At 67.7% G+C, this 25161-nt stretch carries 21 protein-coding genes; 14 read left to right on the plus strand and 7 right to left on the minus strand.

Annotation, left to right across the window (positions count from 1 at the left end):
- Positions 1–194 precede the first annotated feature (194 nt).
- From P0L94_16715 to P0L94_16770, 12 genes are all read left to right on the plus strand, one after another.
- Complete coding sequence (locus P0L94_16715) at positions 195–1481, plus strand: thymidylate synthase (GenBank protein ID WES64097.1); 1287 nt, start codon at positions 195–197, stop codon at positions 1479–1481.
- The gene (locus P0L94_16720; protein WES64098.1) at positions 1478–2365 is read left to right on the plus strand and encodes an ImmA/IrrE family metallo-endopeptidase; all 888 of its coding nucleotides are present in this window, start codon (positions 1478–1480) and stop codon (positions 2363–2365) included. Before P0L94_16715 ends, P0L94_16720 begins: the two co-directional genes overlap by 4 nt.
- 19 nt (positions 2366–2384) lie before the next feature.
- On the plus strand, positions 2385–2861 hold the full coding sequence (locus P0L94_16725) for a nucleoside 2-deoxyribosyltransferase (protein WES64099.1): 477 nt from the start codon (positions 2385–2387) through the stop codon (positions 2859–2861).
- The gene (locus P0L94_16730) at positions 2858–3496 is read left to right on the plus strand and encodes a deoxynucleoside kinase (protein ID WES64100.1); all 639 of its coding nucleotides are present in this window, start codon (positions 2858–2860) and stop codon (positions 3494–3496) included. Before P0L94_16725 ends, P0L94_16730 begins: the two co-directional genes overlap by 4 nt.
- 779 nt (positions 3497–4275) lie before the next feature.
- A complete protein-coding gene (locus P0L94_16735) occupies positions 4276–5535 on the plus strand; it encodes a hypothetical protein (GenBank protein WES64101.1) in 1260 nt (419 codons plus the stop codon).
- Positions 5532–7976 (plus strand): hypothetical protein, encoded by a 2445-nt coding sequence (locus P0L94_16740; GenBank protein WES64102.1) that lies wholly within the window; start codon positions 5532–5534, stop codon positions 7974–7976. Before P0L94_16735 ends, P0L94_16740 begins: the two co-directional genes overlap by 4 nt.
- 445 nt (positions 7977–8421) lie before the next feature.
- On the plus strand, positions 8422–9105 hold the full coding sequence (locus tag P0L94_16745) for a GntR family transcriptional regulator (protein ID WES64103.1): 684 nt from the start codon (positions 8422–8424) through the stop codon (positions 9103–9105).
- A gap of 230 nt (positions 9106–9335) precedes the next feature.
- Positions 9336–10643 (plus strand): serine hydroxymethyltransferase, encoded by a 1308-nt coding sequence (locus P0L94_16750; GenBank protein ID WES64104.1) that lies wholly within the window; start codon positions 9336–9338, stop codon positions 10641–10643.
- Complete coding sequence (locus tag P0L94_16755; GenBank protein WES64105.1) at positions 10640–11881, plus strand: sarcosine oxidase subunit beta family protein; 1242 nt, start codon at positions 10640–10642, stop codon at positions 11879–11881. The genes P0L94_16750 and P0L94_16755 overlap by 4 nt, the downstream gene beginning before the upstream one ends.
- A gap of 21 nt (positions 11882–11902) precedes the next feature.
- On the plus strand, positions 11903–12250 hold the full coding sequence (locus P0L94_16760; GenBank protein WES64106.1) for a sarcosine oxidase subunit delta: 348 nt from the start codon (positions 11903–11905) through the stop codon (positions 12248–12250).
- A complete protein-coding gene (locus tag P0L94_16765; protein ID WES64107.1) occupies positions 12247–15105 on the plus strand; it encodes a 2Fe-2S iron-sulfur cluster-binding protein in 2859 nt (952 codons plus the stop codon). The genes P0L94_16760 and P0L94_16765 overlap by 4 nt, the downstream gene beginning before the upstream one ends.
- On the plus strand, positions 15098–15706 hold the full coding sequence (locus P0L94_16770; GenBank protein ID WES64108.1) for a sarcosine oxidase subunit gamma family protein: 609 nt from the start codon (positions 15098–15100) through the stop codon (positions 15704–15706). Before P0L94_16765 ends, P0L94_16770 begins: the two co-directional genes overlap by 8 nt.
- 161 nt (positions 15707–15867) lie before the next feature.
- Here P0L94_16770 and P0L94_16775 read toward each other — a convergent pair whose 3' ends face one another.
- The gene (locus P0L94_16775; GenBank protein WES64109.1) at positions 15868–16656 is read right to left on the minus strand and encodes an SDR family NAD(P)-dependent oxidoreductase; all 789 of its coding nucleotides are present in this window, start codon (positions 16654–16656) and stop codon (positions 15868–15870) included.
- 140 nt (positions 16657–16796) lie between these two features.
- Here P0L94_16775 and P0L94_16780 point away from each other — a divergent pair, with 140 nt between their 5' ends.
- Positions 16797–17927, plus strand: coding sequence for an alcohol dehydrogenase catalytic domain-containing protein (locus tag P0L94_16780; GenBank protein ID WES64110.1), 1131 nt, complete (start codon positions 16797–16799; stop codon positions 17925–17927).
- A 24-nt stretch (positions 17928–17951) separates the two neighbouring features.
- On the opposite strand, the gene P0L94_16785 is transcribed toward P0L94_16780, so the two are convergent.
- The 5 genes from P0L94_16785 to P0L94_16805 form a co-directional block, all read right to left on the minus strand.
- Positions 17952–18809: an ABC transporter permease subunit gene (locus tag P0L94_16785; GenBank protein ID WES64111.1), complete on the minus strand. Its 858-nt coding sequence runs from the start codon at positions 18807–18809 to the stop codon at positions 17952–17954.
- Positions 18796–19779: an ABC transporter ATP-binding protein gene (locus tag P0L94_16790; GenBank protein ID WES64112.1), complete on the minus strand. Its 984-nt coding sequence runs from the start codon at positions 19777–19779 to the stop codon at positions 18796–18798. Before P0L94_16790 ends, P0L94_16785 begins: the two co-directional genes overlap by 14 nt.
- A gap of 10 nt (positions 19780–19789) precedes the next feature.
- Positions 19790–20923, minus strand: a complete 1134-nt coding sequence (locus P0L94_16795) for a hypothetical protein (GenBank protein WES64113.1) — start codon at positions 20921–20923, stop codon at positions 19790–19792.
- 99 nt (positions 20924–21022) lie between these two features.
- Positions 21023–21949 (minus strand): PfkB family carbohydrate kinase, encoded by a 927-nt coding sequence (locus P0L94_16800; protein WES66335.1) that lies wholly within the window; start codon positions 21947–21949, stop codon positions 21023–21025.
- Between the two features lie 161 nt (positions 21950–22110).
- Entirely contained in the window at positions 22111–22839 is a 729-nt protein-coding gene (locus tag P0L94_16805) for an ion channel (protein ID WES64114.1), read from the minus strand.
- Positions 22840–22982: 143 nt separating this feature from the next.
- On the opposite strand from P0L94_16805, the gene P0L94_16810 reads away from it, so the two are divergent.
- Positions 22983–23660, plus strand: a complete 678-nt coding sequence (locus P0L94_16810) for a TIGR00266 family protein (protein ID WES66336.1) — start codon at positions 22983–22985, stop codon at positions 23658–23660.
- Here the strand turns inward: P0L94_16810 and P0L94_16815 are convergent.
- Positions 23655–25139, minus strand: a complete 1485-nt coding sequence (locus P0L94_16815) for an aminotransferase class V-fold PLP-dependent enzyme (protein WES64115.1) — start codon at positions 25137–25139, stop codon at positions 23655–23657. The two genes, P0L94_16810 and P0L94_16815, sit on opposite strands and share 6 nt — an antisense overlap.
- Positions 25140–25161 lie beyond the last annotated feature (22 nt).

The raw sequence follows: 25161 nt of genomic DNA on the forward strand, positions 1-25161 counted from the left end.
GCCCGATGTGCCCAAGCCCGGCTTCAAGCCCGTGTCCGCCGGGTGGGCTAGCCTGCGTGCACACCTCCGCGATGGCACCTGATCTTGTCCACCCAGGAGCCTGAGCAGGTGCCAGGTCAGTCGATCGTGGATTTGCAGCCCGGATCGATGGCGGCCTGACCGCTATCATGCATCGACAGGGGGAAGGGGAACCGATGGGGACCGAGTTGCCGACCAACGTCGCTGAGGCGCTGATCAAGACCGTTAAGGACGTGCGTGACACCGGCTCTGCCGTGGATTCGGCCGGTGATGGGAGGGGGTTCGTCGAGTTGCTCGGTTACACGACCGGCATGAGCAACCCCCTCGCGAGGATTGGGGCGGGCCAACGACCGCTGCCGACAGTTGGCGCTGTAGCTCGATTCGTGTGGCTCGTTTCTGGTTCCGACCGGCTCGAGGACATCGCCTACTACGAGAGTCGAGTACGTACCTACACGGATGACGGCCTCACTGTGCCGGGTTCGTCGTACGGCAAGCGAATCTTCAACGCGTCTCCCGGGACGAACCAGATGCGCGGCGTCGTGGACGAGCTCAAGGCAAACCCCGACAGTCGCCGAGCTGCAGCGGTCGTTTGGCTCCCCGAGGATGCAGTGCGTACGTCGAACGACATCCCGTGCACTTTTGGGCTGTTCTTCCATGTTCGCGCGGGAGCGTTGACGATGACCACGGTCATGCGATCGAACAACGCAGTGACGCTTGTGCCGTACAACTTCTTCGAGTTCTCGATGATCGGAGAGATGGTCGCCGCAGAACTCGATGTGCCCTTCGAACGCTACATTCACTGGGCTGCCTCGATGCACACGATCGACGCGCAGAATGAACTGCGAGATCAGGTGCTGGCGATTTCGGAGCCGAGGGCAATCACGATGCCTGAGATGCCCAGGGGAGGGGCGCTCGAGATGGCGAACTCGCTCGCGGCGTATGAGGCACGGCTTAGGCATGCGGGGACTGCTGAAGAACTCGTCGAGCTCGCCAACGAAGCCAGGGACGTCTTGGGTGAGTACTGGGCCGGGTTCTTCAACGTCCTCTACGTTCACGGACTCGCAAAGCGCGGGATGAGAGCAGAGGCTTGGGAGGAGTTCGAGCGAATTCCGAGCTATTTTCAGCTCGGTGCGAAGGGCGCTATCGAGAAGGTTCTTGGGCCTGAACCGCTCGACACCAGTTCCACAGACGCGCTGTTCTCGCTCGACGTAATCGAACCCCTGACGGCTGGCCACGGCGCTGCTCAGGTGGCGATGGGAGCGTCGAAAGCCGATGACGTCGACTGGCTTCTCTCAGCTCTTGGCGACCTCTCCACCCCAGAAAGACCTGTGACACTGGACGAGCTAGTCTCTGTTCGAGAGGTCCTCCGCCAGGATGACGTCGCCCTCGCGGCAAGACTTGGGGACAAGCCTCAGGATGTTGCGGACGCGTTGGCCCGTGTTCGCGAAAGCGGAGGCTCGTGACCTCGAGCGCTCTTGAGGTATTCAGCGACCACTGGTCGGCGAGTTCGCCTGAGGCGGCGATGATTGCGGCCGCGGAACATGCCGCCGCTGACTTCTCAAGATTTCCCCCAATCGACCCGGGGGCTGTCGCAGCCCGGTTCGGGGCTTCAGTATCTGTCGCTCCAGGGCAGCGACGTGCTGATGGGAGCCTCGCTGACCACGGCCAGCTGACTGTGCGCGAATCACGCTGGCACATTCGTGTTCCGAAGGAGCTTTCGATCGAGCGGCGGCGGTTTTCCGTTGCCCACGAGATTGGGCACATCCTCCTCTTCTCGGCGGTTGCCGATCAGCCAACGTTGGTTCGACAACTGCGGGGGAAGGCCACGTTCGCCGATGTCGAACGTCTATGCAATCTCGGCGCAGCACACGTACTGATGCCCACAGGCGTCGTTGCCGAGACCTTGCGCACCCTCCTCCCACCGACCGGCAAGAGTGTCGAGGCCTTGGCTACGCGCTTTCGCGTGTCACTCGAAGCAGCTGCGCGACGAATCGTCGAGGTGTCGCCCGAGTGGTCCGTGATCTTTTGGGAGCTCTCGACGACGCACCCCCGCGGCCAAGCATGGCGAACCTCGGGCCAGCATCAGCGTGATGATGCCCCGTACTTGCCGCCCGGACAGTCCTCATCTAGGCGGCTGCAGCCAGATGTGGTCGCCGAGGCTGCGCTGCGTGGAGAAGCATCTGCTGCCAAAGTGCTTGCGAATCTGGAGGGTGTCGTTGCCACAATGAGAGATGTATCAGCGTGGTACGTCCCTCGCGCCCGGCACGAACTGCTGGAGGTCGCGGATGATCGCGCCCGGCATCGGGAGGAACGCGTGTTCTTGTTCTACAAAGCTGACGATCACTGACCACTTGGGGGAGATACCTATGCGTGTCTACATTTCTGGACCGTTGCAGGGAGCCGGCGACCTGGACAGCGCGCGTCGTTTCTATGACGCTCTCGCTGTGATGGTCGCCGACCTGGGACACGAGGCCTACGTTCCGCACCACTTCACGGACCCGGAGTCGGCGGGCGGCATGTCCGCCAACGCCGTGTTCACCGCCGATATTGAAGCTCTCAACCGGGCAGACGCGGTCATCGCCCACGTCGGCCTACCTTCAACGGGCGTGGGGGCGGAGATTGCGCTCGCATCGGCGTCAGGACGCCGGGTTCTGGGTGTGAAACGAAGCTCCGAGCGCGGTTCGCGGTTTGCCGAGGGCCTCATCTCAGACACGGGGGGAGAAGTGGTCGCATTCGGCCATCAAGACGAACTTAGGAGTGCCGTCGCACGGTGGCTATCGATGCCGCCCGCGTGGTTTGGGAGCCCGAGTTCCATCGCGCCGCACCGCAGGGTTGTCGCGTGACGGCCAAGTATGTAGTCGTTACCGGATCCGTTGGTGCGGGCGCGACTACCGTGGCAAACCTGTTGCTCACCCGGTGGCAGGCGGACGCACTGCTCGAGGGGCAAATCGAGGAGAACAACCCGTTCTTCAAGGACGCGCAAGCGGATCCTCACCGATGGGCATTCGCGAGTCAAGCGCATTTCCTGGCCGCATCGGCAGTCCGCCACGCGGAACTGTCGACGATACTTGAGGCGAGTGAATCGGACTTCGTCATCGAGGATCGCACGCCCTTTGAGCATAACGGGGCCTACGCGTCCTCGTCGCATGAGCTTGGCTACATCAGTGACCGCGAGTACGGGTTGCTGAATGACCTAGCGCGCGAGATCGAGAAGCAATACTTGCTTCCGGACCTGCTCATCTACCGCGAGATGACTTCTGAGCAGCTTGTCGAGCGCGTCGTCAACCGCGGTCGCGATGGGGAGTCGGCGGACGCTGAGCGACTCGGCGCGATCCACCGCGCATTCGAGGCTTTCATCGCGAGCTGGGACAAGACGCCCGTTGTGCGAATCCCCGCGAGCGTAGACGTTCTAAGCGCTGACGGCGAGCGGACCCTACTTGGAATGCTGGCCGAGCATCTGGGACAGCCGACGCGGTGAGCCATCAACTCCTCGAGGCAGTGCTCGCAATGCGCGAGGGCGCGAGCGCGGTCAACTTCTATCTGGATTCGAGTGACACTGCTGGAGGGTTCGCGACCACAGCGGCCGATCGGCGCGATCGCTTGGCCGAGCACCTTCGTTCCGTGAGCGCAGGAGGCGTAGTCCTTGTTGGGGAAGCAGCAGGCTGGCGCGGCGCACGGCAGTCGGGGGTGGCGTTCACATCTCCAGCGTCTGTCGGGCTTGTCGGGACCCGCGAAGCGAGCGCAACTGTCGTGCATCGCGCGCTCGCCGAAGTGAGGCTGGAACATCGAGCGCTTCTCTGGAATGCATTCCCACTGCATCCACACAAGCATGGTGTGCCGAGGTCAAACCGAGCGCCGACGAAATCGGAACTGAATGAAGGAAAACTGGCGCTCTCATTGGCGATGGCCGGGCGCTTCGTGGTTTGCGTCGGCGGTAAGGCTGTCGAGAGCGTCGAAGACGTGCTCGCAATCTCAGTGAGTGCGCCAGATCGTGTGACAGCAGGGACGCGTGCTGTAGCTGTCCGGCACCCGAGTTTTGGCGGGGCGGTTCAGTTCCGCGACCAACTGGTTGAAGCCGTGGCGCGGCGTGGCCTGTAGATCGCGCGCGCAGGCGATCGCCATTTCACAGCGGACGGATCGCGATGCGGGTGATCGGATCGCGATCGCCGTGGATGCAGAGTGTCGAGGGACATTCAGTGCGTTTCGAAGCGACTAGTCTGACCGAACGAGCTCACTGGCGTTCGGGGGGAGATGACGGTGGCTGACAGCGTGATGCTGGTGGACGTCCCAGGCACGATCGCCGTCGCGCGGGTTGAGGAGCTAATCTCTCGCCTTCAGAGTGCATATGTTGAAGGCCGGGGAGCGGACCTGCGGATACCCACTCGGTTCCGCATGGATGCGCTGGGCGCAAAGGCGGCGGCAATGCAGCTGATCGGGTCCTGGGCGCGCCTCTTTCGCAAGGCGGGAGCGCTACGCACCTACTTGCGAGACGGACTCTCAGAGAGTGAGTTGGTCGACTTGCTCGATCAGGAGGAGCACCTCCTGTTTGCCGCGTGCGTCGCGCCTCGCGTGTTCTCTCAGGGGATGTCGCATGACATCACTGATGACGTGCGGCGTGCAGCTCGCAAGGTGCTTTCCAGTCGCCAGCGGGGTGCGCACAAGCGATCGATGCGAAGTGTGCTCGAGTTGGTGTCCGATGAAAGCCCCGAACTCGCGCCGTACGGTCTGTACAGGCATGGGGACGCGCGTTACCCGCTGGATCTCAACGCAGACTACATACCTCTCGCTGACCGGATTATTGGCCTCAGCCAGACTAGGCGGAGCTCGATCGAGGACCCGAAAGACGTCAGCAGCTTGAGCTGGACCCTTCTCGAGCTCTTTCAGAACACGGATCAGTGGGCCCGGTCGTTGCCGTGCAACGACGAAGCGGACCTCACGTCCTCGCCGTCAGCTCGTTTCATCTTCGCGCGGTGGCATAGCCTCCCGGGGGAGGTCGCAGCCCGACTTGAGGGTCAGGCGCCGGAGTTCGGGGCGTTTCTCACGCGATCGTCCACCTCCGCGGACTCCCGCGCGCGGTTCTTCGAGATCTCGATTTCGGACATGGGCCCCGGAATCGCCGGATGGAGGGCGGCTGACCTCCGCCGTCGTGTGACTGACCTGAGTGACTCCGAAGAACTGTCGCTAGTACGTTGGAGCCTCGCAAAGCGGAGGACGACTTCACTCGACCCGACGAAGGGCATGGGGTTCCACCGCGCGTTCCTCAACCTGACTCGACTCGGCGGCATCGTGCAGATTCGTACCGGTGGGGTCTCGGTCTACCGTGACTTCCAGCGCGATCCGTACCCGAGCAACCGGGAGGCGGCGGACTCGGCATTGCCCGAGGGGCAACGGCAGAATTGGACCGATCTCCGAGGTTGGGACGGCGACACAGCTGTTCGTCGGACGGCGGTATCTAGGGTTGTAGGGAGTCGAATCACGATGCTGATACCAGACGCCAGTAGCGAGCATGTCCTGTGATCGGGTCGGTTTCCCAGCGTTCCGAGTTCTTCTACTTTCAGACGGATCTGAGATTGCATGAGTCACTCCGTGCCGGAGTGACAGTCGCCTTCTGTGCTGAGCGCTATTTCGACAGCCAGCGACTGGGAGAGGGCCTAAAGGCCGCGGTGGCCTTCCCAAATGACCCCGCGCTCGTGCTCGTGCTGGGACTTGAGCCGAATGCGGAGGCATTCTCCGACATCCGGGGCGACCTAGAGGACTGGGTGCCGCCCGATGTCAAGATCGCGACTGCTCTTCTCTCGCATGACCGTAGGTTGACGATTTGGGGTGATAATCCGGAGGGCATCTTGGACGAGAAACGGCTCGAGGAATATTGCGATGAGTTGTTCGTTGCCGGGCTTGAGGAGATGTTCTACAGCGGTTCGACTGTCATCCGTTCCGCGCCGGGGTACCACTTTGAAGCACCGGGTGGCAAGCACATGAGCACTTTCGTCCGCGCCGGCAGCATGTTCACTGACTCGGCACGCACGGCGTTCGCGGCTTGCTCCATCCTGGACAAGATTGGTTCGCTCGGCTCGATTCGCTACGTATCGACCGACACATCCTCGATCAATGCGCTCGCGTACGAGCTTCGTCGCCTTCAGGATGTCTATTGCCCAGACGAGCCGGCGGCGGTGGTTGGCTCGTTCGGCGGCCACCGTGCGTTTGACCAAAGGCTCTCGCTGGACCCAGCGCGGTCTACGCTATTTCTCGTTTCTGTATCCTCGACGGGGTCGCTCATCCGGCGCATTCTGGACGAGCGCGACGGGGCTCGCATCGTCGTGCTCGTTGCAGTCGGCGAAACAATCCATGGTTCAAGTGCGATGTACTCGCCCGGCGTGCGAGCCGGGAGTGAGAACGGCATCGACGATGTTGATGCCGAGGCTCAGGACCGACGCTCATGCCACCGATGCACCAACTACAACGAGACTGTAGTGAAGATCGATGGCGAGCAACTGCTACCGCTAACCCCCTCCGTCTACTCGCGGTTGCTCATTCGCGATCAGGCTCGGGCGTGGGAGCCGCGGCATCTCGAAGCCATCGTCGCGCTAGATGCAGTTCAAGCGCACTACGTTCCGAAGACGCGCGGCAAGAATGCTACCCGCCGACCGATCTACCTTGAGTTTGAGGCGTTTCTCGGCGATCTAGATGCGCCAAAGTCCGAGGGCGAGCCCGACTCAATCACTACTCTGCGGGAGGAAACAGTCGCCAAGTTGAGGGGGATGACTGACAAGCTACGCCCGACTCATATCGTGTACCTTTCCGATCCTTCGTCCGAAGCGTTGGCGAGGAGCGCGCAGCGATTGTCCGGGCTGACTCCGACGCTCTTGGAGGCGCGAGCCCTGCTCAGCGGAACATCCGGCATTGACCCGCATCGCGAGAATCGCATCCTCATTGTTGCCTCCGCGGTTTCAAGTGGGAGCGCCATCAACTCAGTTAGCAGGGACATCCGGCCGTTCGTCGAGCGCTCATCAGTGTCCTATTTTGTCTTCCTCGCTAGAACGCAGGATGGCGCCGTCTGGAACTTCGTGAGAAGTAACCTCATGGTCGGCAAGCACACCGCCGGTTCGACGAATGTGGAGTCAGTCATCTCGGCGTGGCTTCCGAGCGAGAAGACACTCCTTGGGTCCGTTTGGGACCACGAACTGTCATTCTGGGACAAGATTGCCCGTGTCTCCGAATACGGCAGCAAAGGCGGACACTTCGCGAGCGCGCTTGAGCAAGTCGCAGTGCGTCGCGATCGTCTGGAGTCGGGTGGACTCAGGGACGATCTGTTCCTGTCGGCCTCATCAGACATCAACGACACCACCCAACCGCTCCGGCTCAATCCGAATTTCGCGTTCTGGTCGTTTGGCTACGATCCTTCGAGCGTTCGACAGTCTGCGGTATACATGACCTTCGCAGCGGTTCTCGACTGGTCGCGAAGCCCGGGCGGGCGGAAGGACCCTGCGGACTACCACCTCCAAGACGCCGAGCTGGAGATTGAGAGGTATGCGGACACGACGCAGCGCCAGCACAATCTCACCGCGCTCCATCCGTTCAACTTCGACCGCTATAACGATGCGGTCACCAACTGTGCACTCCTGCGTGGTGCGCTCCCGTGGGAGCTCGACTACTCAGCATCGCCGGGTCTCAGCGCAAGCATGCTTGGAGTGCTGGATGGCGTAGTGGAGAGGTACGAGCGAAGCCCGGCGGAGTCTCCGCTTGTTGAGTATCTCCTTGCCATTGCGTCGCGGAGACTCAGGCTCCACCCCGCCCACCTTGACCTCTTCCTGGAAAGGCTAAACATCGAGTTGCCTCCCGTCGCTCGGCTCCTCGCGCACTACATCGTTTCGTCCTTGATCGACGGACCATTGACGGCTGCCGCGGCCTCTCCCGCGGTTGGCGAGTCCATCTGGTCCCGCGCGGGTTCGGCTCAATAGGTAGAGGATCTCGTTGGTCTGCTGCGGCGGCCCTCGAGCCTGCCAGCCCAGCGGGTATGTTTGCGGGTCAAACGTGCGTAAGAATCGCGTAAACCTCAACGCACTCGAACGTCTCCGAACGTCCACGTACCCTGCTGGAAACACCGCCCAATCACCCGGAACACCCCTGGCCGTCCACCAGTGACTGCGCAGCGGCGGGGTTCAAGATCCCTCCGTCTCCGACGCAAGAAGCCATGAGCAGAGACGATTTGGTGCGCTGAAAGGGTCGGACTGGGACATCCATGGTCGCGCGGTCGCCGCCGACCGGGACGAGATGTTGCCTGACTGAAATCCTTCTGATATTGATTAGATATATCTACCGCCTGAAGATCGTCGCCGAGTCCGCAAGTTGGCCGCTGATATATCATCCGAGCATCGGCGGCACGTGAACCGGGGAGGTCGGCGCATGGCGGATGCACAGACGACGGTCGGCGCAGCGCTGACGGACGAGGGTGAGGGGCTGTCGTTCTCGGAGCGTGCCTATCGTGTGCTGCGGGACCGCCTGGTGGTGCTCGACATCGCGCCGGGTACGCCGCTGAACGACGAGCTGATCGGGCAGGAGCTCGGAATCGGCCGAACGCCTGTCCGTGAGGCGCTGAAGCGCCTGGAATCCGAGCATCTCGTCACCATGTACTCTCGCCGGGGCACGTTCGCCTCCAACGTGGACATCACCGACCTGGCAGAGATCTCGGACGTCCGGGCGCACCTCGAGCCGCTCGCCGCCGAGCGCGCCGCGCGCTTCGCCCCAGCCGCAGCGCGGGACCGGATGCGCGAGCTCGCCGACGAACTCGAGGCTCTCGACGCATCCTCGATCTCACCTGCCGACCTGATCCGCTACGACCTCGCGGTCCATCGGCTGATCTACGCCAGCTGCGGGAGCCGCCACCTCGAGGACGTCCTCGTGCGCTACGACAATCTGGCGACGCGCATCTGGTGCGTGGCCCTCGATCGGATCCCCGACATCGCCGGCAACGTCGTCGAGCACGTCGAGCTGCTCCGGGCGATCGCCGATGGCGACGCCGATGTGGCGGCCGCGCATTCGGCCGAGCATGTCACCGAGTTCGAGCGGCTGATCCGGACGGTGCTCTGACGCCGGACGGCGTCCTTCGACATCGACGGTGCAGCGCCCGTCGGTGGTGGTCCGGCGTTCTCGGCGGCAACACGCCGCGTGGGCTCGCGTGACCGCCCCGGCGTCCCGGCCGACGAGTGTGAGCGCGCCCGGGTGGGCCTTCCCGGATGTTGACAAGAGCCGTTCGGCCCTCGTACCTTGTGATCAGCAGTAGATATATCAATCGTCGATCAGATGAGATGGAGCCGCTCATGACACTTGCCGGCGCAGTCCGGGACGGCATCAGCCTCGCCGCCGACCTCGCCGAGGTCGACCCCGAAGTCCACGCCGCCATCGACGCCGAGTTGGCGCGGCAGCGCGGCACACTGGAGATGATCGCGAGCGAGAACTTCGCTCCGCTCGCCGTCATGCAGGCGCAGGGGTCGGTGCTCACGAACAAGTACGCCGAGGGCTACCCGGGGCGTCGGTACTACGGCGGGTGCGAGAACGTCGATGTGATCGAGCGGCTCGCCGTCGACCGCCTCAAGGCGCTCTTCGGCGCCGAGTACGCGAATGTCCAGCCCCACTCCGGTGCGCAGGCGAACGCCGCCGCGATGGCCGCGCTGCTGACTCCCGGCGACACGATCCTGGGACTCGATCTCGCCCACGGCGGCCACCTCACACACGGCATGCACCTGAACTTCTCGGGCAAGCTCTACAACGCCGTGGCGTATCGCGTGCGCGAGGACTCTCACCTCATCGACTACGACGAGATCGAGCGTCTCGCCCTCGAGCACGAACCGAAGCTGATCGTCGCCGGCTGGTCCGCCTACCCCCGCCAGCTCGACTTCGCGCGATTCCGCAGCATCGCCGACCGAGTGGGGGCGTATCTCATGGTCGACATGGCGCACTTCGCCGGCCTCGTCGCGGCCGGCCTGCACCCGAACCCGGTGCCGCACGCGCACATCGTCACCTCGACCACGCACAAGACGCTCGGCGGTCCCCGCGGCGGTGTCATACTCGCGACCTCCGAGCTCGCCAAGCGGCTCAACAGCTCCGTGTTCCCCGGCCAGCAGGGCGGGCCCCTCGAGCACGTCATCGCCGCAAAAGCGGTCGCGTTCAAGCTCGCCGCGAGTCCTGAGTTCCGGGAACGGCAGGAGCGCACCCTTCGCGGCGCGAAGATCATCGCCGAGCGCCTGCAGCGGCCGGATGCGGTGGCCGCCGGCATCGGTGTGGTCTCGGGCGGAACGGATGTGCACCTGGTCCTCGTCGACCTGCGCCATTCGGAACTCGACGGACAGCAGGCCGAGGACCGGCTTCACGAGATCGGCATCACCGTCAACCGCAACGCCGTTCCGTTCGATCCCCGGCCGCCGATGATCAGTTCCGGTGTGCGCATCGGCACGCCGGCGCTCGCCGCCCGCGGGTTCGGTGACGAGGAGTTCCGTGTCGTCGCCGACCTCATCGCCACCGTGCTGCAGCCGGGGCTCGATGCCGGCGCGATGCTGACGCTGGCCGAGCAGGTCGCCGACCTCGCCGACGCATTCCCCCTCTACGACGGAGTGGAAGAGCGAGCATGAACACCGCCGCACCCCGCACCCCGGGCGCCGAGCTGCCCGAGCACCCCGACTTCCTGTGGCACAACCCCACGCCCAAGAAGAGCTATGACGTCGTGATCGTCGGCGGCGGCGGCCATGGGCTCGCCACCGCGTACTACCTCGTCAAGAACCACGGGATCACCGACATCGCCGTGGTCGAGCGGGGATGGCTGGCGGGCGGCAACATGGCCCGCAACACGACGATCATCCGCTCCAATTACCTGTGGGACGAGAGCGCGGCGATCTACGAGCATGCGCTCGGACTGTGGGAGGGTCTCGAGGACGACCTCGACTACCACATCCTCTTCAGCCAGCGGGGCGTGCTCAATCTGGCACACACGATGCAGGACGTCCGCGACTCGCGCCGCCGCGTCGAGGCGAACACGCTCAACGGCGTCGACGCGCAGTGGGTGGACGCCGGGCAGGTCAAGGAGCTCTGCCCGATCGTCAACACCTCGGAGGACATCCGCTACCCCGTCCTCGGCGCCACCTATCAGCCCCGCGCCGGCATCGCCCGCCACGACTACGTCGCGTGGGGCTACGCCAGGCGGCTGTCCGAAGCCGGCGTCCATCTGATCCAGGACACCGAGGTCACGGGGTTCCTCACCGACGGCGACCGCGTGACCGGGGTGCAGACCAACCGCGGCGACATCGCCGCGGGACGCGTGGCCCTCGCCGCCGCTGGTCACACCTCGACGCTGACCGACATCCTCGGGATCCGCGTCCCGATCCAGAGCCACCCGCTGCAGGCGCTCGTCTCCGAGCTCCTCGAGCCGGTGCACCCTACGGTGGTGATGTCCAACGCCGTGCACGTGTACGTCTCGCAGGCGCACAAGGGCGAGCTGGTGATGGGCGCCGGCGTCGACGCGTACAACGGGTACGGGCAGCGCGGCGCGTTCCACATCATCGAGCGCCAGATGGCGGCAGCGGTCGAGCTGTTCCCCGTCTTCGCCCGCGCGCATCTTCTGCGCACGTGGGCGGGCATCGTCGACGTCACTCCCGACGCCTCACCGATCATCGGGCTCACGCCGTACGAGAACCTCTTCCTCACGTGCGGCTGGGGAACCGGCGGCTTCAAGGCCACCCCCGGTCTCGGCGACGTCTACGCCCACACCATCGCGACCGGCACCCCGCATCCGATCGCCGCACCGTTCGCACTCGACCGCTTCGTCACGGGCCGTCTGGTCGACGAGCACGGCGCCGCCGCGGTCGCCCACTAGGCACGCAAGAAAGGCATCCTCATGCAGCTCATCGAATGCCCCTGGTGCGGGCCTCGCGAAGAGATCGACTTCTCGTACGGCGGACAGGCGCACGTCGCCTATCCGTCCGACCCCGCCGCCCTGGACGATGTCGCCTGGGCGCACTACCTGTTCTTCCGCGACAACCCGAAGGGGGTGTTCGCCGAACGGTGGGTGCACTCCGCGGGATGCCGGCGCTGGTTCAACGCGCTCCGCGACACGCTGTCGTACCGGTTCCTGGCCGTCTACCCGGTGGGAAGCAGCCCGGCGATCGCGTCCGCCGCTGCTGAGGTGGCCGACCCGGCGACATCCGACGTCTCCATCCCCACTCTCGAAAGCGCTGACGCATGACGGCTCAGAAGTTCCGCATCGACGGTCTCGGGATCGTCGATCGCGACAAGCCCCTCTCGTTCGAGTTCGACGGCCGCCGGGTCGACGGCTATGCCGGCGACACCCTGGCGTCCGCCCTGCTGGCGAACGGACTGCACCAGGTGACGACGAGCATCAAGCTCGGCCGTCCCCGGGGGATCGCGGCCGCCGGGTCCGAGGACCCAAGCAGTGTCATCCAGATCGATGCGCCGTTCCCGGACCCCATGCAGCTCGCCACCCTCATCGAGCTCGCCCCCGGCATCCGCGCGCACGGCGTGCCCGGGCAGGGCGCGCTCGCCACCGAGCCCGACCCGGCCCGCTACGACACCGCGCACCTGCACGTCGACGTCCTGGTCGTCGGAGCAGGACCAGCGGGGCTCGTCGCCGCGCTCACCGCCGCGCGCGCCGGCGCCCGCGTGGCGCTCGTCGATGATCAGGCCGCGGCCGGCGGATCCCTGCTCGGAACGGTCCGCACGATCGACGGGACCGACGCACGCGAATGGATCGCCGACACGGTCGAAGAGCTGTCGCTCCTGGACGTGACCCACCTGCAGCGGACCACGGTCTTCGGCGTGTACGACGACGGCCTCGCGCTCGGCGTGGAGCGTCGCACCGACCATCTCGGCGTCGACGCTGCGCCGGATGCGCTCCGCCAGCGTGTTTGGCGCATCCGCGCCGCCCGCACGGTCATCGCGGCCGGCGCGCACGAGCGCCCCGTCGTCTTCGAAGACAACGACCGTCCGGGAATCATGCTCGCGGGCTCGGCGCGCACCTTCCTCCACCGGTACGGAGTCGCCGTCGGCGAGCGCGTCGCGGTCTTCACCACCAATGACAGCGCATACAGCGCCGCGTTCGACCTCCACGACGCCGGCGTCCAGGTCGCAGCGATCATCGACAGCCGAGATGTCATCGGTGAGCATTGGATCAGCGGTGCCCGCGCGCGCGGCATCCTGCTCGAGCACGCCTGCGTCGTCACCGGCACGGACGGCGACGCGCGTGTCTCCGCTGTGCAGTACACGCGGGCAGGAGCGGCAGATCTGGGTGTGCGGCAGACGATCGACGCCGACGCCCTCCTGGTCAGCGGCGGCTGGAACCCCGCGGTGCACCTGTACAGCCAGGCCGGTGGGCGCCTGCGCTACGACGAGCGTCTCGGCGCCTTCGTCCCGGGTGAGGCTGTCGCCGGGCTCGAGGTGACCGGCGCCGCCGCCGGCCGGTTCGGACTGAACGACGCACTCGCTCACGCGCGCGAAACGGGCCACCTCGTGCTCGCCGAGCTCGGGCTCACACCGACCGCGGCGCCCGCGAGCTACGCGGATCAGGATCTCGACCACCACCCCGGCGCGGTGCTCTGGTATGTCGCGAGCGGCACCGCCGACACGCTCGACCACCACTTCGTCGACCTGCAGCGAGACGCGACCATCGCCGACATCTCACGCGCGATCACGGCCGGGCTGCGCTCGATCGAGCACATCAAGCGGTTCACGACGATCGGCACCGCGCACGACCAGGGCAAGACGTCGGGCATCATCGCCTCGGGCATCGCGGCGACCCTGCTCGGCGAGCGCATCGACGATGTGGGCACGACGAAATTCCGCCCGCCCTACACCCCGGTCGCGTTCGCCGCGCTCGCAGGTCGCGCCCGCGGTGACCTCTTCGACCCCGTGCGCGTCACCGCTGTGCATGACTGGCACGTGGAGCGCGGCGCCCGGTTCGAGGACGTCGGACAGTGGAAGCGTCCCTGGTACTACCCGCTCCCGGGCGAGGACATGCACGCTGCGGTGCGCCGCGAGACCATCGCGGCGCGGACGACGGTCGGCATCATGGACGGTTCGACCCTCGGCAAGATCGACGTACAGGGACCGGACGCCGCGGAGTTCCTCGACCGGATCTACACCAACCTGATGAGCTCGCTCAAGGTCGGCTCGGTGCGGTACGGCGTCATGTGCGGCGCCGACGGCATGGTCATCGACGACGGCACCGTCCTCCGCCTGGAGGATGAGCGGTTCCTCGTCTACACCACCACCGGCGGGGCGGCGAAGATCCTCGACTGGATGGAGGAGTGGCTGCAGACCGAGTGGCCCGAGCTGCGGGTCCGGCTCACGTCGGTCACCGAGCACTGGGTCACCTTCCCCGTCGTCGGACCGCTGTCGCGCGCTGTCGTGGGCGACCTGTTCCCCGGGGTCGACGTGTCCAACGAGGCGTTCCCGTTCATGACGTGGCGCGACGCCGAGCTGGGCGGGATTGCGGTGCGCCTGGCACGGGTGAGCTTCTCGGGCGAACTCGCCTACGAGGTCAGCGCGCTCAGCTGGTACGGGAAGGACCTGTGGGAGCGTCTCATCGCCGCCGGTGAACCGTACGGAATCACGCCCTACGGCACCGAGACGATGCACGTGCTGCGTGCCGAGAAGGGCTACCCGATCGTCGGCCAGGACACCGACGGCACCATCACGCCGCAGGACCTCGGCATGTCCTGGGTCGTGTCCAAGAAGAAGCCGGACTTCATCGGCAAGCGCTCATTCGCTCGCGAAGCGAACCTGAGCGAGGATCGCCGCCAGCTCGTCGGGCTGCTGCCCGAAGACGCCACAGTCCAGCTTCCCGAGGGCACGCAGCTGGTCGCCGTCGACGCGATCGACACGGTGCCGGTCCCCATGGACGGGTTCGTCACCTCGAGCTACGACAGCGCCGCCCTCGGCACGACGTTCGCTCTCGCGCTCGTCGACCGCGGCCACAGCCGCATCGGCGACACGATCAACGCCGTCGTCGGCGGCCGACTCGTCCCCGCCACCATCACCAGCCACGTGCTGCTCGACCCGGAAGGAGCGCGTCGCGATGGCTGACACCGGCGCCGACCGTACCCTCACCGCCCGCGGCGCGCTCGACTCGCACGCGGCACGCCTCTCGTCGATCGCCGGACCGGTGACCGCCGAGGTGCTTCCTCTGCAGCGTCACTACGACCTGCGGCTGAACCCGGCAGGACCGGCCAGCGCGGACGTCGAGGCGGTCCTGGGCATCCCGCTGCCCGCCGTGCTCTCGTGGTCGCGCACGCCCGGCGGCCAGACCGTCGTGTGGCTCGGACCCGACGAGTGGCTCGTGATCGATCCGGCGGGCTCGCCGGACCTCGAGGCACAGCTGCGCGCCGCGGCCGGCGTGGACGGCGCCGTCGTCGAGCAGTCCGGCCAGCGCATCTCGCTCGTGATCTCCGGCGACGCGCGCGGCCTGCTGGCGAAGGGGGCCGGGCTGGACCTGGGGCCATCGGCGTTCCCCGTGGGCGCGGCGCAGCAGAGCCACCTCGCCCAGGCGGTCGTGGTCTTCCTCAGCCGTGAGCAGGGCTACGACGCGCGCGTCGAGCTGCTGGTCCGCACGTCCTTCGCCCGCTATGTCGCCGACTGGGTGCTCGACGCCGCCTCCGACCCGCTCGCCTACCCGGCCAGCTTCTGACGATGCCGCTCAGCGTCTTCGATCTGTTCGGGTAGCGCGCCCGCCAACGCCGCGGCCGCCATCGGGATGCAGAGATCCCTTGACCATCGTCGCCTCCTTGCGATCAGTCAGCGCCGGGCCGGCGCGGCGAATCCTGCGGTCTTGCTCGATGCCCGCGGGCGTCACCTCCACGGCGTTCGCGCGCCTCGTTCCTCAGCGATGGTGTTGGCGCCGTCTACGACGATGACTTGCCCGGTGATGTACGAGGCTCCATCCGCGGCGAGGAAGGCGATCGCGTGGGCGACTTCCTCCGGCGTGCCGGAACGGCCGACCGGTGTGGATCGTCCCATCTCACGCTCGTGGTCCGAGGCGGATCCGGTGTCGATCCAGCCCGGAGCGACGGCGTTGACCGTGATCCCGGACGCGGCGGTGTCGATCGCGGCCGCGCGGGTCAGCCCGACCATCCCAGCCTTCGCCGCGTGATAGGCGACGTCCCCGGGATATGCCGCGATGGGTCCGGAGACAGAGGACACGTTGACGATGCGACCGAACCCCGCCGCCTGCATCTTCGGAAGCACGGCGCGGATCATTCGGAACGCCGTGGTCAGATTCCGTTCCAAGGACGCGTTCCACTCCGCAAGCGAGATCTCACCGGTGGGCGAGGGGTGTCCGGGGTCGGTGACCGATGTCATGCCGGCGTTGTTCACGAGCACGTGGATCTGGCCGAATGCCCTTTCGGCACCTGCCATCACGGCGGCCACTCCTGCGTCGCTGGTGAGGTCGGCGACGACACCGGCGGCGGCGATGCCATCGGCGCGCAGCTGCTCGGCTCGTTCGAAGACGCGGTCCGTGGTCGATGTCACCACGACATTCCGGCCCGCTGCTCCGAGCGCGCGAGCGGCGGCGAACCCGATCCCGTCAGCGCTCCCAGCGCCGGTGACGAGCGCGGTTCGGTCGTGCGAATCGATCATGTGCGCGGCTTCCTTGTCCGATCGTCCGACGTCACGGATCCGAGTCGGCCATCACCACCTGAATGTAGCCGCCGACTCGGCGCCGGGACGGTCGGCACTTCGCCACACCTGAAATGCACGGGGTCGCTTAGGGTTTGACGGTGCTGCTTCGCGCCCATGGCCGCGGCGGCGCTGCAACGCTGCGCGTGACGACATCACCACGACGGCATTCTGCGGCATCGCCGGAGAATAATGGGCTCGTGCGAGCGATGGTCGTCGACGAGGTCCGAGGTGCGCCCGAGGTGCGATCGGTCCCCGATCCGGTCGTCCCGGACGACGGCGTCGTCGTCCGTGTCATGGCGACGGGGATCTGCCGCAGCGACTGGCATGGCTGGGCCGGGCACGACGACATCGCCTTCCCGCACGTGCCGGGACATGAACTTGCCGGCGTCATCGAGGCGGCAGGCCCTGCGGTGACCCGGTGGAACGTCGGCGAACGCGTGACGGTGCCGTTCGTCTGCGGATGCGGTGTGTGCGAGTGGTGCCGCAGCGGCAACGCGCAGGTGTGCCCGAACCAGCAGCAGCCGGGATTCACCCACTGGGGATCGTGGGCCGAGCTCGTCGCCCTCCACGCGGCGGACGCGAATCTCGTCGCCATCCCCGAGGGGGTGAGCTTCGAGACGGCTGCCAGCCTCGGATGCCGCTTCGCGACCGCCTTCCGGGCGCTCGTCGGCCGTGCCCGGGTCCAGCCGGGCGAGTGGGTGACGGTCATCGGCGCCGGCGGGGTGGGGCTGAGCGCGGTCATGATCGCGCGAGCGCTCGACGCCCGCGTCATCGCGGTCGATCGCAGCGCTGCCGCGCTGGCGATCGCCGAAGATGTCGGCGCGGAGGTCGCAGTGCTCGCCGCCGACGACACCCCGGACGTCATCGCCGAGCTGACGGGAGGCGGCAGTCATGTCGCGATCGACGCGGTCGGCACCGAGCAGACGGCCGCAGCCGCCATCCACTCCCTGCGCCGGCGCGGCAGGCACGTGCAGATCGGGCTCTTGCCGGCGATCGACGGACACCCGCGGATGCCGATGGACCGCGTGATCGCGTGGGAGCTCGACGTGCTCGGAAGCCACGGGATGGCGGCGACCGACTACCCCGCGATGATGGCGATGATCGACAGCGGTGCCCTCGCGCCGCAGCGTCTCATCCGGCGCACGATCGGGCTGGAGGAGGCCGCATCCGCTCTTCCCGGCTTCGAGCGATCGGATGCCGCGGGCATCACGATGATCGCCCCTCGATGAGAGAGCCGGGCCGAAGCCGCCTCGCTATGACAGGACGTCCTTGGTCGTGAAGCGCGCGATCGCGGCTACGGCGAAGACGACGACGTAGCCCGCCTGGAGCAGGGCGTTGCTGGCGAAGGAGTCCCACACGATCGGCGACCGCAGCAGGTCGCCGAAGCCCAGCCACTGATCGGTGAACAGCCACGGGTGCACGGCGTCGAGCTGGGGGATCGCGCCGACGATCTGCGCGGCGACCGCGAGGATCGCCGTCGCCGCCATCGCCCCGACCGGCACCGAGGTGAGCGTCGAGAGGAACAGTCCGATCGCCGACAGCCCGATGAGCGACACCGAGACGTAGGCGGCCACGGCGAGCAGCCGAAGCAGACCCTCGCCGACGGACACCTGCGCCCCCGAGAGCAGGGTGACGGGGCCGAGCCCGAACAGGATCCCCCCGGTGATGCTGCCCGCCACCACCACGGTGAGCGTCGCCGCGACGCAGAACGCGATGGCGGCGCCGAACTTGACCGCGAGGAGCCGGAGCCTGCCGGCGGGAGCGATCAGCAGATAGCGGAGCGTGCCGTGGCTCGCCTCGCCGGCGATCGCGTCGCCGGCGGCGACGCTCACGGTGAGGGGCAGGAACAGGGGGATCGCGACCGTCAACGCCGCGAGGGCCAGGAAGAAGCCGTTGTTCGTGACCTGGTCGAGGAACGCGGGACCGCGACCGGGACTGGACCCGCCGACGAGCCGGATCGCGACGCCCATCAGGATCGGGATCAGCGCGAGAGCCGCCAGCATTGCCCACGTGCGCTGCCGCCGGAACTGCGTGGCCAGCTCGTTCGCGAGCAGCGCGAGGGTTCCGGAGCCGGGGCGTGAGGTCGCCACGGTGGCATCAGGCGACGACATCGAAGCCCTCCCCGGTCAGCTCCACGAACCGCTGCTCGAGCGTCTCGCCGACCACTTCGAACCCGCGGACCCGCACCCCCGCCGCCACGAGGGCTGCCACGAGCTCCTCCGGCGGGAGGCCGGCGGGCATGACGCCGGTGACGAGTTCGCGGTCGGCGGTCTCGGCCTCCTCCGCGGTGACGGCGTTCAGCGAGCCGAGAACCTCTCGGGCGGTCTCGAGGTCTGGCGTGCGGATGCGTGCGCGAGCGGGTTCGCCCGCGCGGCGGAAGTCGTCCAGCGTCCCCTGGGCGACGAGCCGGCCGCCGCTCATCACGCCGACGTGCGTGCACAGCTGCTCGATCTCGGCGAGCAGGTGGCTCGACACGAACACCGTCGTGCCGTCCGCGGCGAACGATCGGATGAGCGAGCGCACTTCGCGCGTGCCCTGCGGGTCGAGTCCGTTGGTGGGCTCATCGAGCACGAGCAGATCACGCGGCATCAGCAGAGCATTGGCGAGGCCGAGTCGCTGCTTCATGCCGAGCGAGTAGGCGTGGGCCTTCTTCCTGGCGGCGTGCTCGAGGCCGACGCGCTCGAGCGCTGCGGCGACGCGCGCCCTTCGCGAGCGACCGTCGGAGTGCCGGGCCGCGGCGTCGAAGCGCTGCAGATTCTGCTCTCCGGTCAGGAACGGCGAGAACGCCGGACCCTCGACGAGGGCGCCCACGCGGGGGAGCACCGCATCGAGCGCCCGCGGAACCGGGGAACCGAGCACGCGTGCCTCACCGGCCGTGGGACTGATCAGCCCCAGCAGCATCCGGATCGTCGTCGTCTTGCCCGAGCCGTTCGGCCCCAGGAATCCGTAGACGGCGCCGCGGGGAACGGCGAGGTCTACGGCGTCGACGGCCACCTGCGCTCCGAAGCGCTTGGTGAGCGCGAAAGTCTCGATCGCCGTCGTCGGGTCCGCCGTCGGGTGCGCGGGCGTCGGGGCCGTCACGGATCGACCGTCAGCGGCCGGTCTGCGCGGCTTCGACCAGGCGTGAGGTCGGCACCGATCCGGCCAGCACCCGGCCGTCGTCGGTGATCAGCACGCTCATCAGCGACGTCTGCAGCGCCCGTCCTCCGTCGACCTCCGTCGTCACACTCTCGAGCATCGCCAACTGCTCCGGCGCGAGATCCGTCAGAGCACCCTGCTCGCCGGCGGGCGCCGCCTGCATCTCGACGACCGTCGACCAGCCCTCTCCGATCACCACAGGGGTGGCCGCCGGAGTCGTTCCGTCGCCACCATGCTCCGTACCGTCCGGCGGGGCGAGGTCCTTCTCGGCGACGGTCATGCCGGCGCCGGGCTCGAAGGCGAAGACGGCGGGGTCGGGAGCCGAGAAGTCGACATCGGTGAACGCGAGCTCGAAGGCGGGTGCCTGTGCCCCGCGGGCGGTGATCGACATCGCGAGCGCCGCGCCGTTCTGTCCGTCGATGGCGAAGCGCACCTGGCCGATCAGGGTGTCGGCGGTACGTGGTTCGAGGATGAGCTCGTACACCTCGCGCCCGGCGACGCGAGCGTCGGTTCCGACCGTGACCTCGGTGGTCTCGTCGAGCCGCGCCAACGCTGTATCGAGCATGTCGTCGGGGTTCGGCGCCAGCGCGTCGGGGTCGGGGGTGCCCGGCTCGGAGTGCCCGGTCATGGTCAGCCGGGTGGCGGTCTGCGACTCGCTGTCGACGAACCAGACCTCCTCCGTGGCACCGTCGACGTAGACGTTGCGCTCGGCGAGCTGATCGAGCACCTGCAGGCGCGACCGGTCGCCGTCGACGTAGATCTTCGCCGTGTGGGAGCCGGTGACCAGGGCGACCAGGTCGTCGATGTCGGCCGCATCCGATCCGTCACCCGAGTCGCCCATGGGGCCGGTCAGCGCGCCCAGGTCGGGAAGTCCCAGTTCGGATGTCTGCTCGATCGTGCCGCTGAAGGCATCCACGTCGCTCGCGCCGGCGAACTCGATCAGCTCTTCGACGGTCTTGTCGGGCAGGTCGACCGCGCCGCTCGCGGCCATCGGGGTGAGGACCGCGGCGCCGACCACCAGCGACGCCCCGATCGCCGAGGCCCCGATGATGAGGCGACGGTCGAGCACACGGCGCTGAACGCTCATACCACCAGGCTACGCCGGTCGAGGCGCGTCGTCTCGGATCAGGGGCAAGACTCAGGTTCGGGGCCGGCTGAGGTTCGTCGCCCGATGCTCCGGATGTCGTCACGCGCTCCGGATCGTGGGCTCGGGAAGGTCGCGCAGGACGGCATCCGCTTCATCCCTGCCGGGAAGTCCCAGGCCGATGCGGCTCACCGACAGGGCGGCGGCGGCGTTGGCGAAGCGCACCGAATCCACCCAGTCGCGTCCGTCGAGGCGGCTGACCGCGAGCGCCGCGAGGAAGACGTCGCCGGCGCCCGTCTCGTCGATGACGTCGACGCGCGCCGTGGGGATCTCGAGCAGGCCGTCGTCGTCGAGCAGCAGCGCGCCGCTCTCGGATGTCTTGAGGACCACCCGCCGTGCGCCGACGGCTCTCAGCTCACGGGCTGCGGCCTCGGTCCACAGCAGCGACGAGTCCCGGCGCCCGGTGAGGCGCGCCGCCTCCTCGAGATCGGGGGTGATGACGGTGGACGCGAGCACGTGATCGCGGCGCACGCGGTCCGGTGGCGCAGGATCGAGGAACAGCGGGATCCCCCGCGTCGTCGTGGCCGATGCGAGCTCGCTCAGCGTGGTCGGGGGAAGCTCCGCCTGGGCGACCACGATGTCATCGGCGGTCAGCTCCGCCACGTGCGGCGCGACGTCCTCCCACGTCAGCAGCTCGTTCGCCCCGGGTGAGAACACCAGCGAGCGGTGCTTGCCGTGCTTCAGATCGATGGCCACGAACCCCGTGTGGTGATCCGGAGTGCGGATCACGCCCGCGACGTCGACGCCGTCCTCGGCAGCCGCCTGTATGCAGTGCTCCCCGAAGTCGTCCGAGCCGACGCGGGCTACCAGCGTCGCAGCCACACCCATCCGCGCCGCAGCGCGTGAGACGTTGCCCGCCTTGCCGCCGGGCTGGGCGAGATGACTCTCGGCCACCAGCGTCGCCTGCGGGGATGCCTGGCGCACGCCGAACAGATGGATGTCCATGTTCAGCCCGCCGACGACCAGCATCCGTCCCACAGTCAGCCTCCTCGGAACCGGTGGTGGCCGATGAATCACCGGCCTGCGTCACCCGGTTTAGCACCGGCGGGCGTTGCGGGAAAGAGACGTCCGGACTGCGAGACGGGCCCGACGACGTCCGTCGTCCCGAAGCGTCGACGGCGGCGATGGCGTCAGGCACCGTCCGGTCCGGTTCCATGCGGCGGGCGACCGTGACGCGCGGCTTCGGCGACGCGGCGGATGCGATCGTTCAGCGCCGAGACGATCGTCGCGCTGGTCACACCGATGACCCCGATCCCGCCCATCATCAGTCCGACGGCGAGCACCCTGCCCACGAGGGTGACGGGCACGTAGTCGCCGTAGCCGACGGTGGTGATCGTGGTGAAACCCCAGAACAGCGCGTCGCCGAAGGTGGTGATGCTGGCGCCCTCGGCGTTCCGCTCGACCAGCCACACGCCCCATGACGAGGTGTAGACGAACAGCACCGTGAACAACACCGTCGTCACGATGAACATGGAGCGCTGGATCGCCGCCGATCCGTAGCGGACCGAGGGCAGTCGCCACAGGAAGACGAGGATGAGGAAGGGCCGGAGCAGCGGCAGCGCCAGCGATACGAGGTCGAACGCACGCGAACGGAGGAACGCCGCGCGTGCGGACCCGGCGAGTCGGAGCCGCACGAGGTAGTCGACGATGAAGATCACCCAGAGCACGATGATCGTGAGCGAAGCGATTGCGACGCTCCACGGCGATGGTGTCAGGTCGGCCAGCAGCCATGTGGAGCACGCGAACATGAGCAGGGAGCCGGCGAACATGGGCCATGCCCATCGGTCCTCCCACGCCATGACGCGCGCGAGGTCGTGGTACTCGTCGGACGGGGATCGGGAGGAGTCATCGGTCGTCACGAGGGTCACATTAGGCGGGTGCCGTGCGGGACGCCACGGCACCGCTGGACCGGGTCCCGGCACGCCTGAGCCGCGGTATCGCTAGGGTGTTGCGCGACGGCGCCCCTCGGCCCGTTCAGCGGACGACGACGTGGAGCGTGAGCATGGACGTGGACATCTCGGCAGGACCGGCCTTCGCGATGGGAACGGTCACGGTGCCGCCGGGCGGGTCGGTGAGGGTGGAAGCCGGGGCGATGGCGATGACCCGCGGCGACATCTCGGTCGAGACGTCCACGCAGGGCGGCTTCTTCAAGGGCATCCGTCGCGCGCTCGGCGGCGAGAGCTTCTTCGTGAACGACTACCACTCGGACAGCGGCGGCCAGGTCGGCGTCGCCGCCGTTCTGCCCGGCGACATGGCGAAGGTGTCGCTCGGCGACAGTGCACTCATGGTGCAATCGGGATCGTGGAGCGCGTCGGATCCGTCGGTCGACGTGGACTCGAAGTGGGGCGGCGGCAGGTCGTTCTTCAGCGGCGAGGGGCTCATCCTGCTGCGCTGCAGCGGCGTCGGCGACCTGCTGCTGGCGTCCTATGGCGCGATCATCGCGACTGAGCTGACGCCCGGTGAGACCCTGACCCTCGACACGGGGCACGTGGTCGCGTTCGACGAGACGGTGCAGTACTCCGTGCGCAAGGCCGGCAGCTGGAAGTCGACGCTGCTGGGCGGCGAGGGCCTCGTCACCGACTTCACCGGCCCGGGCCGGGTGTGGATGCAGACGCGGTCGAGCCTCGACCTGATCGGCTGGATCAAGAAGGTCAATCCGCAGCAGCGCTCGAACTCATAGCCTCGAGCCGAGCTCGCCGGGCGGAGTCGCGAGAACCTGGAGCGTGCGCAGGGTCGGGTCGGCGGCATACGCGATCCGCCCGCCGTCGGCGCGGGCCTCTGTCAGCGCGGCGAGGGCCTCTCGGGTGATCGTCTCTCCCGGGGCCAGCACGGGGACTCCCGGCGGGTACGGCGCGATGAGCTCGGCGCTCACCCTCCCGATCGCCTCGGCGGCATCGACGGTCTCATGCTCGGCGAAGAAGGCGGCCCGCGGATCGACGGCGGTGCCCGGCTGCACCGACCAGGCTGCCGAGCCGCGCACTTCACGGGGCGCGCCGCGCCTGCGGCCGATCGACTCGGTCAGCGCATCGATCAGGCGCGCCACCGAAGCCGCATCGTCCGCGACGGTGATCACCGGTATGAGGACGTCGCGGTCGGCCATCTCGAGCGGAACGCCTCGCTCGAGCAGATCGGCCTCGACGTCGTGGCCGTGCGCGCCGGTCCCCGCCACGAGGACCACCAGCTTCGCCGGGTCGACATCGAGCGTCGAGGTCGTCTCCAGAACGCGGATGCCGGGGACGGCCGACAGCGCGCGACGGGCGTGGGTCACGAGGCCGACCAGTCCTCGGATGAGGTCCTCGCCGTCGCGCTGCATGAGGGCGCGCGCGGCATCCATGCTGGCCAGGATCGCGCCGGACGGGCTCGTGGTGTTCCCCGCCTCGAAGGCGCGGTCGAGCCGGTCAGGGTCGACCAAGCCGCCGGCGCGTGTCGTCCGCGCGGCGATGATCGCGCCCTGGCTCCAGGCCGGCAGCATCTTGTGCGCGCTCGTGACGAGGACGTCCGCGCCGAGTGCGAGGGCGTGCTGCGGCACGCTCGAGGAGAAGCCGAAGTGCGCGGCCCACGCAGCATCCACCACCAGCGGCACTCCGGCTGCATGCGCGACGCCGGCGAGTGCCGGGATGTCGGAACGCGTTCCCACATACGAGGGGTCGCCGATCAGCACCCCGCACGCATCCGGATACGCCGCGAGCGCGTCGGCGACAGCCTCCGGGCGCACCGCGCCCGGCAGACCGGTCGAGGGATCGAGCTCGGGCCGCACCCACACCGGCGTGAGTCCCGCGTACACGAGTCCGAGCAGCACCGATCGGTGGAGCGTCCGCGAGACCACGACGGGCCGGCCCGGTGCGCCGATCGAGAGGACCGCGGCCTGGTTGGCGTGGGTCGCGCCGCCCACCGAGAACCGGCACCAGTCGACGCCCCACGCTTCCGCGGCGCGGCGCTCGGCATCCGCCAGCCGCCCGACGGACTGCTTCATCGTGTCGAGCCCGGCGAACAGCGGCACGTCGCCGCGGACGACATCGCCCACTAGGTCCGTGCGCTGCTTGTGCCCCGGGATCGTGAAGGGCGTCACGGACCCGGCGTCGACGCCGTCGACGAAGCCCGCCCAGGCCGCCAGCAGCGGGGCGTCCGGCGCGAGGCCGCGGGGATCGTGCTCGCTCACGCGTCCACGGTAGTGCGCCGCA

Source organism: Microbacter sp. GSS18 (assembly GCA_029319145.1).
Classification (GTDB): domain Bacteria; phylum Actinomycetota; class Actinomycetes; order Actinomycetales; family Microbacteriaceae; genus Microbacterium.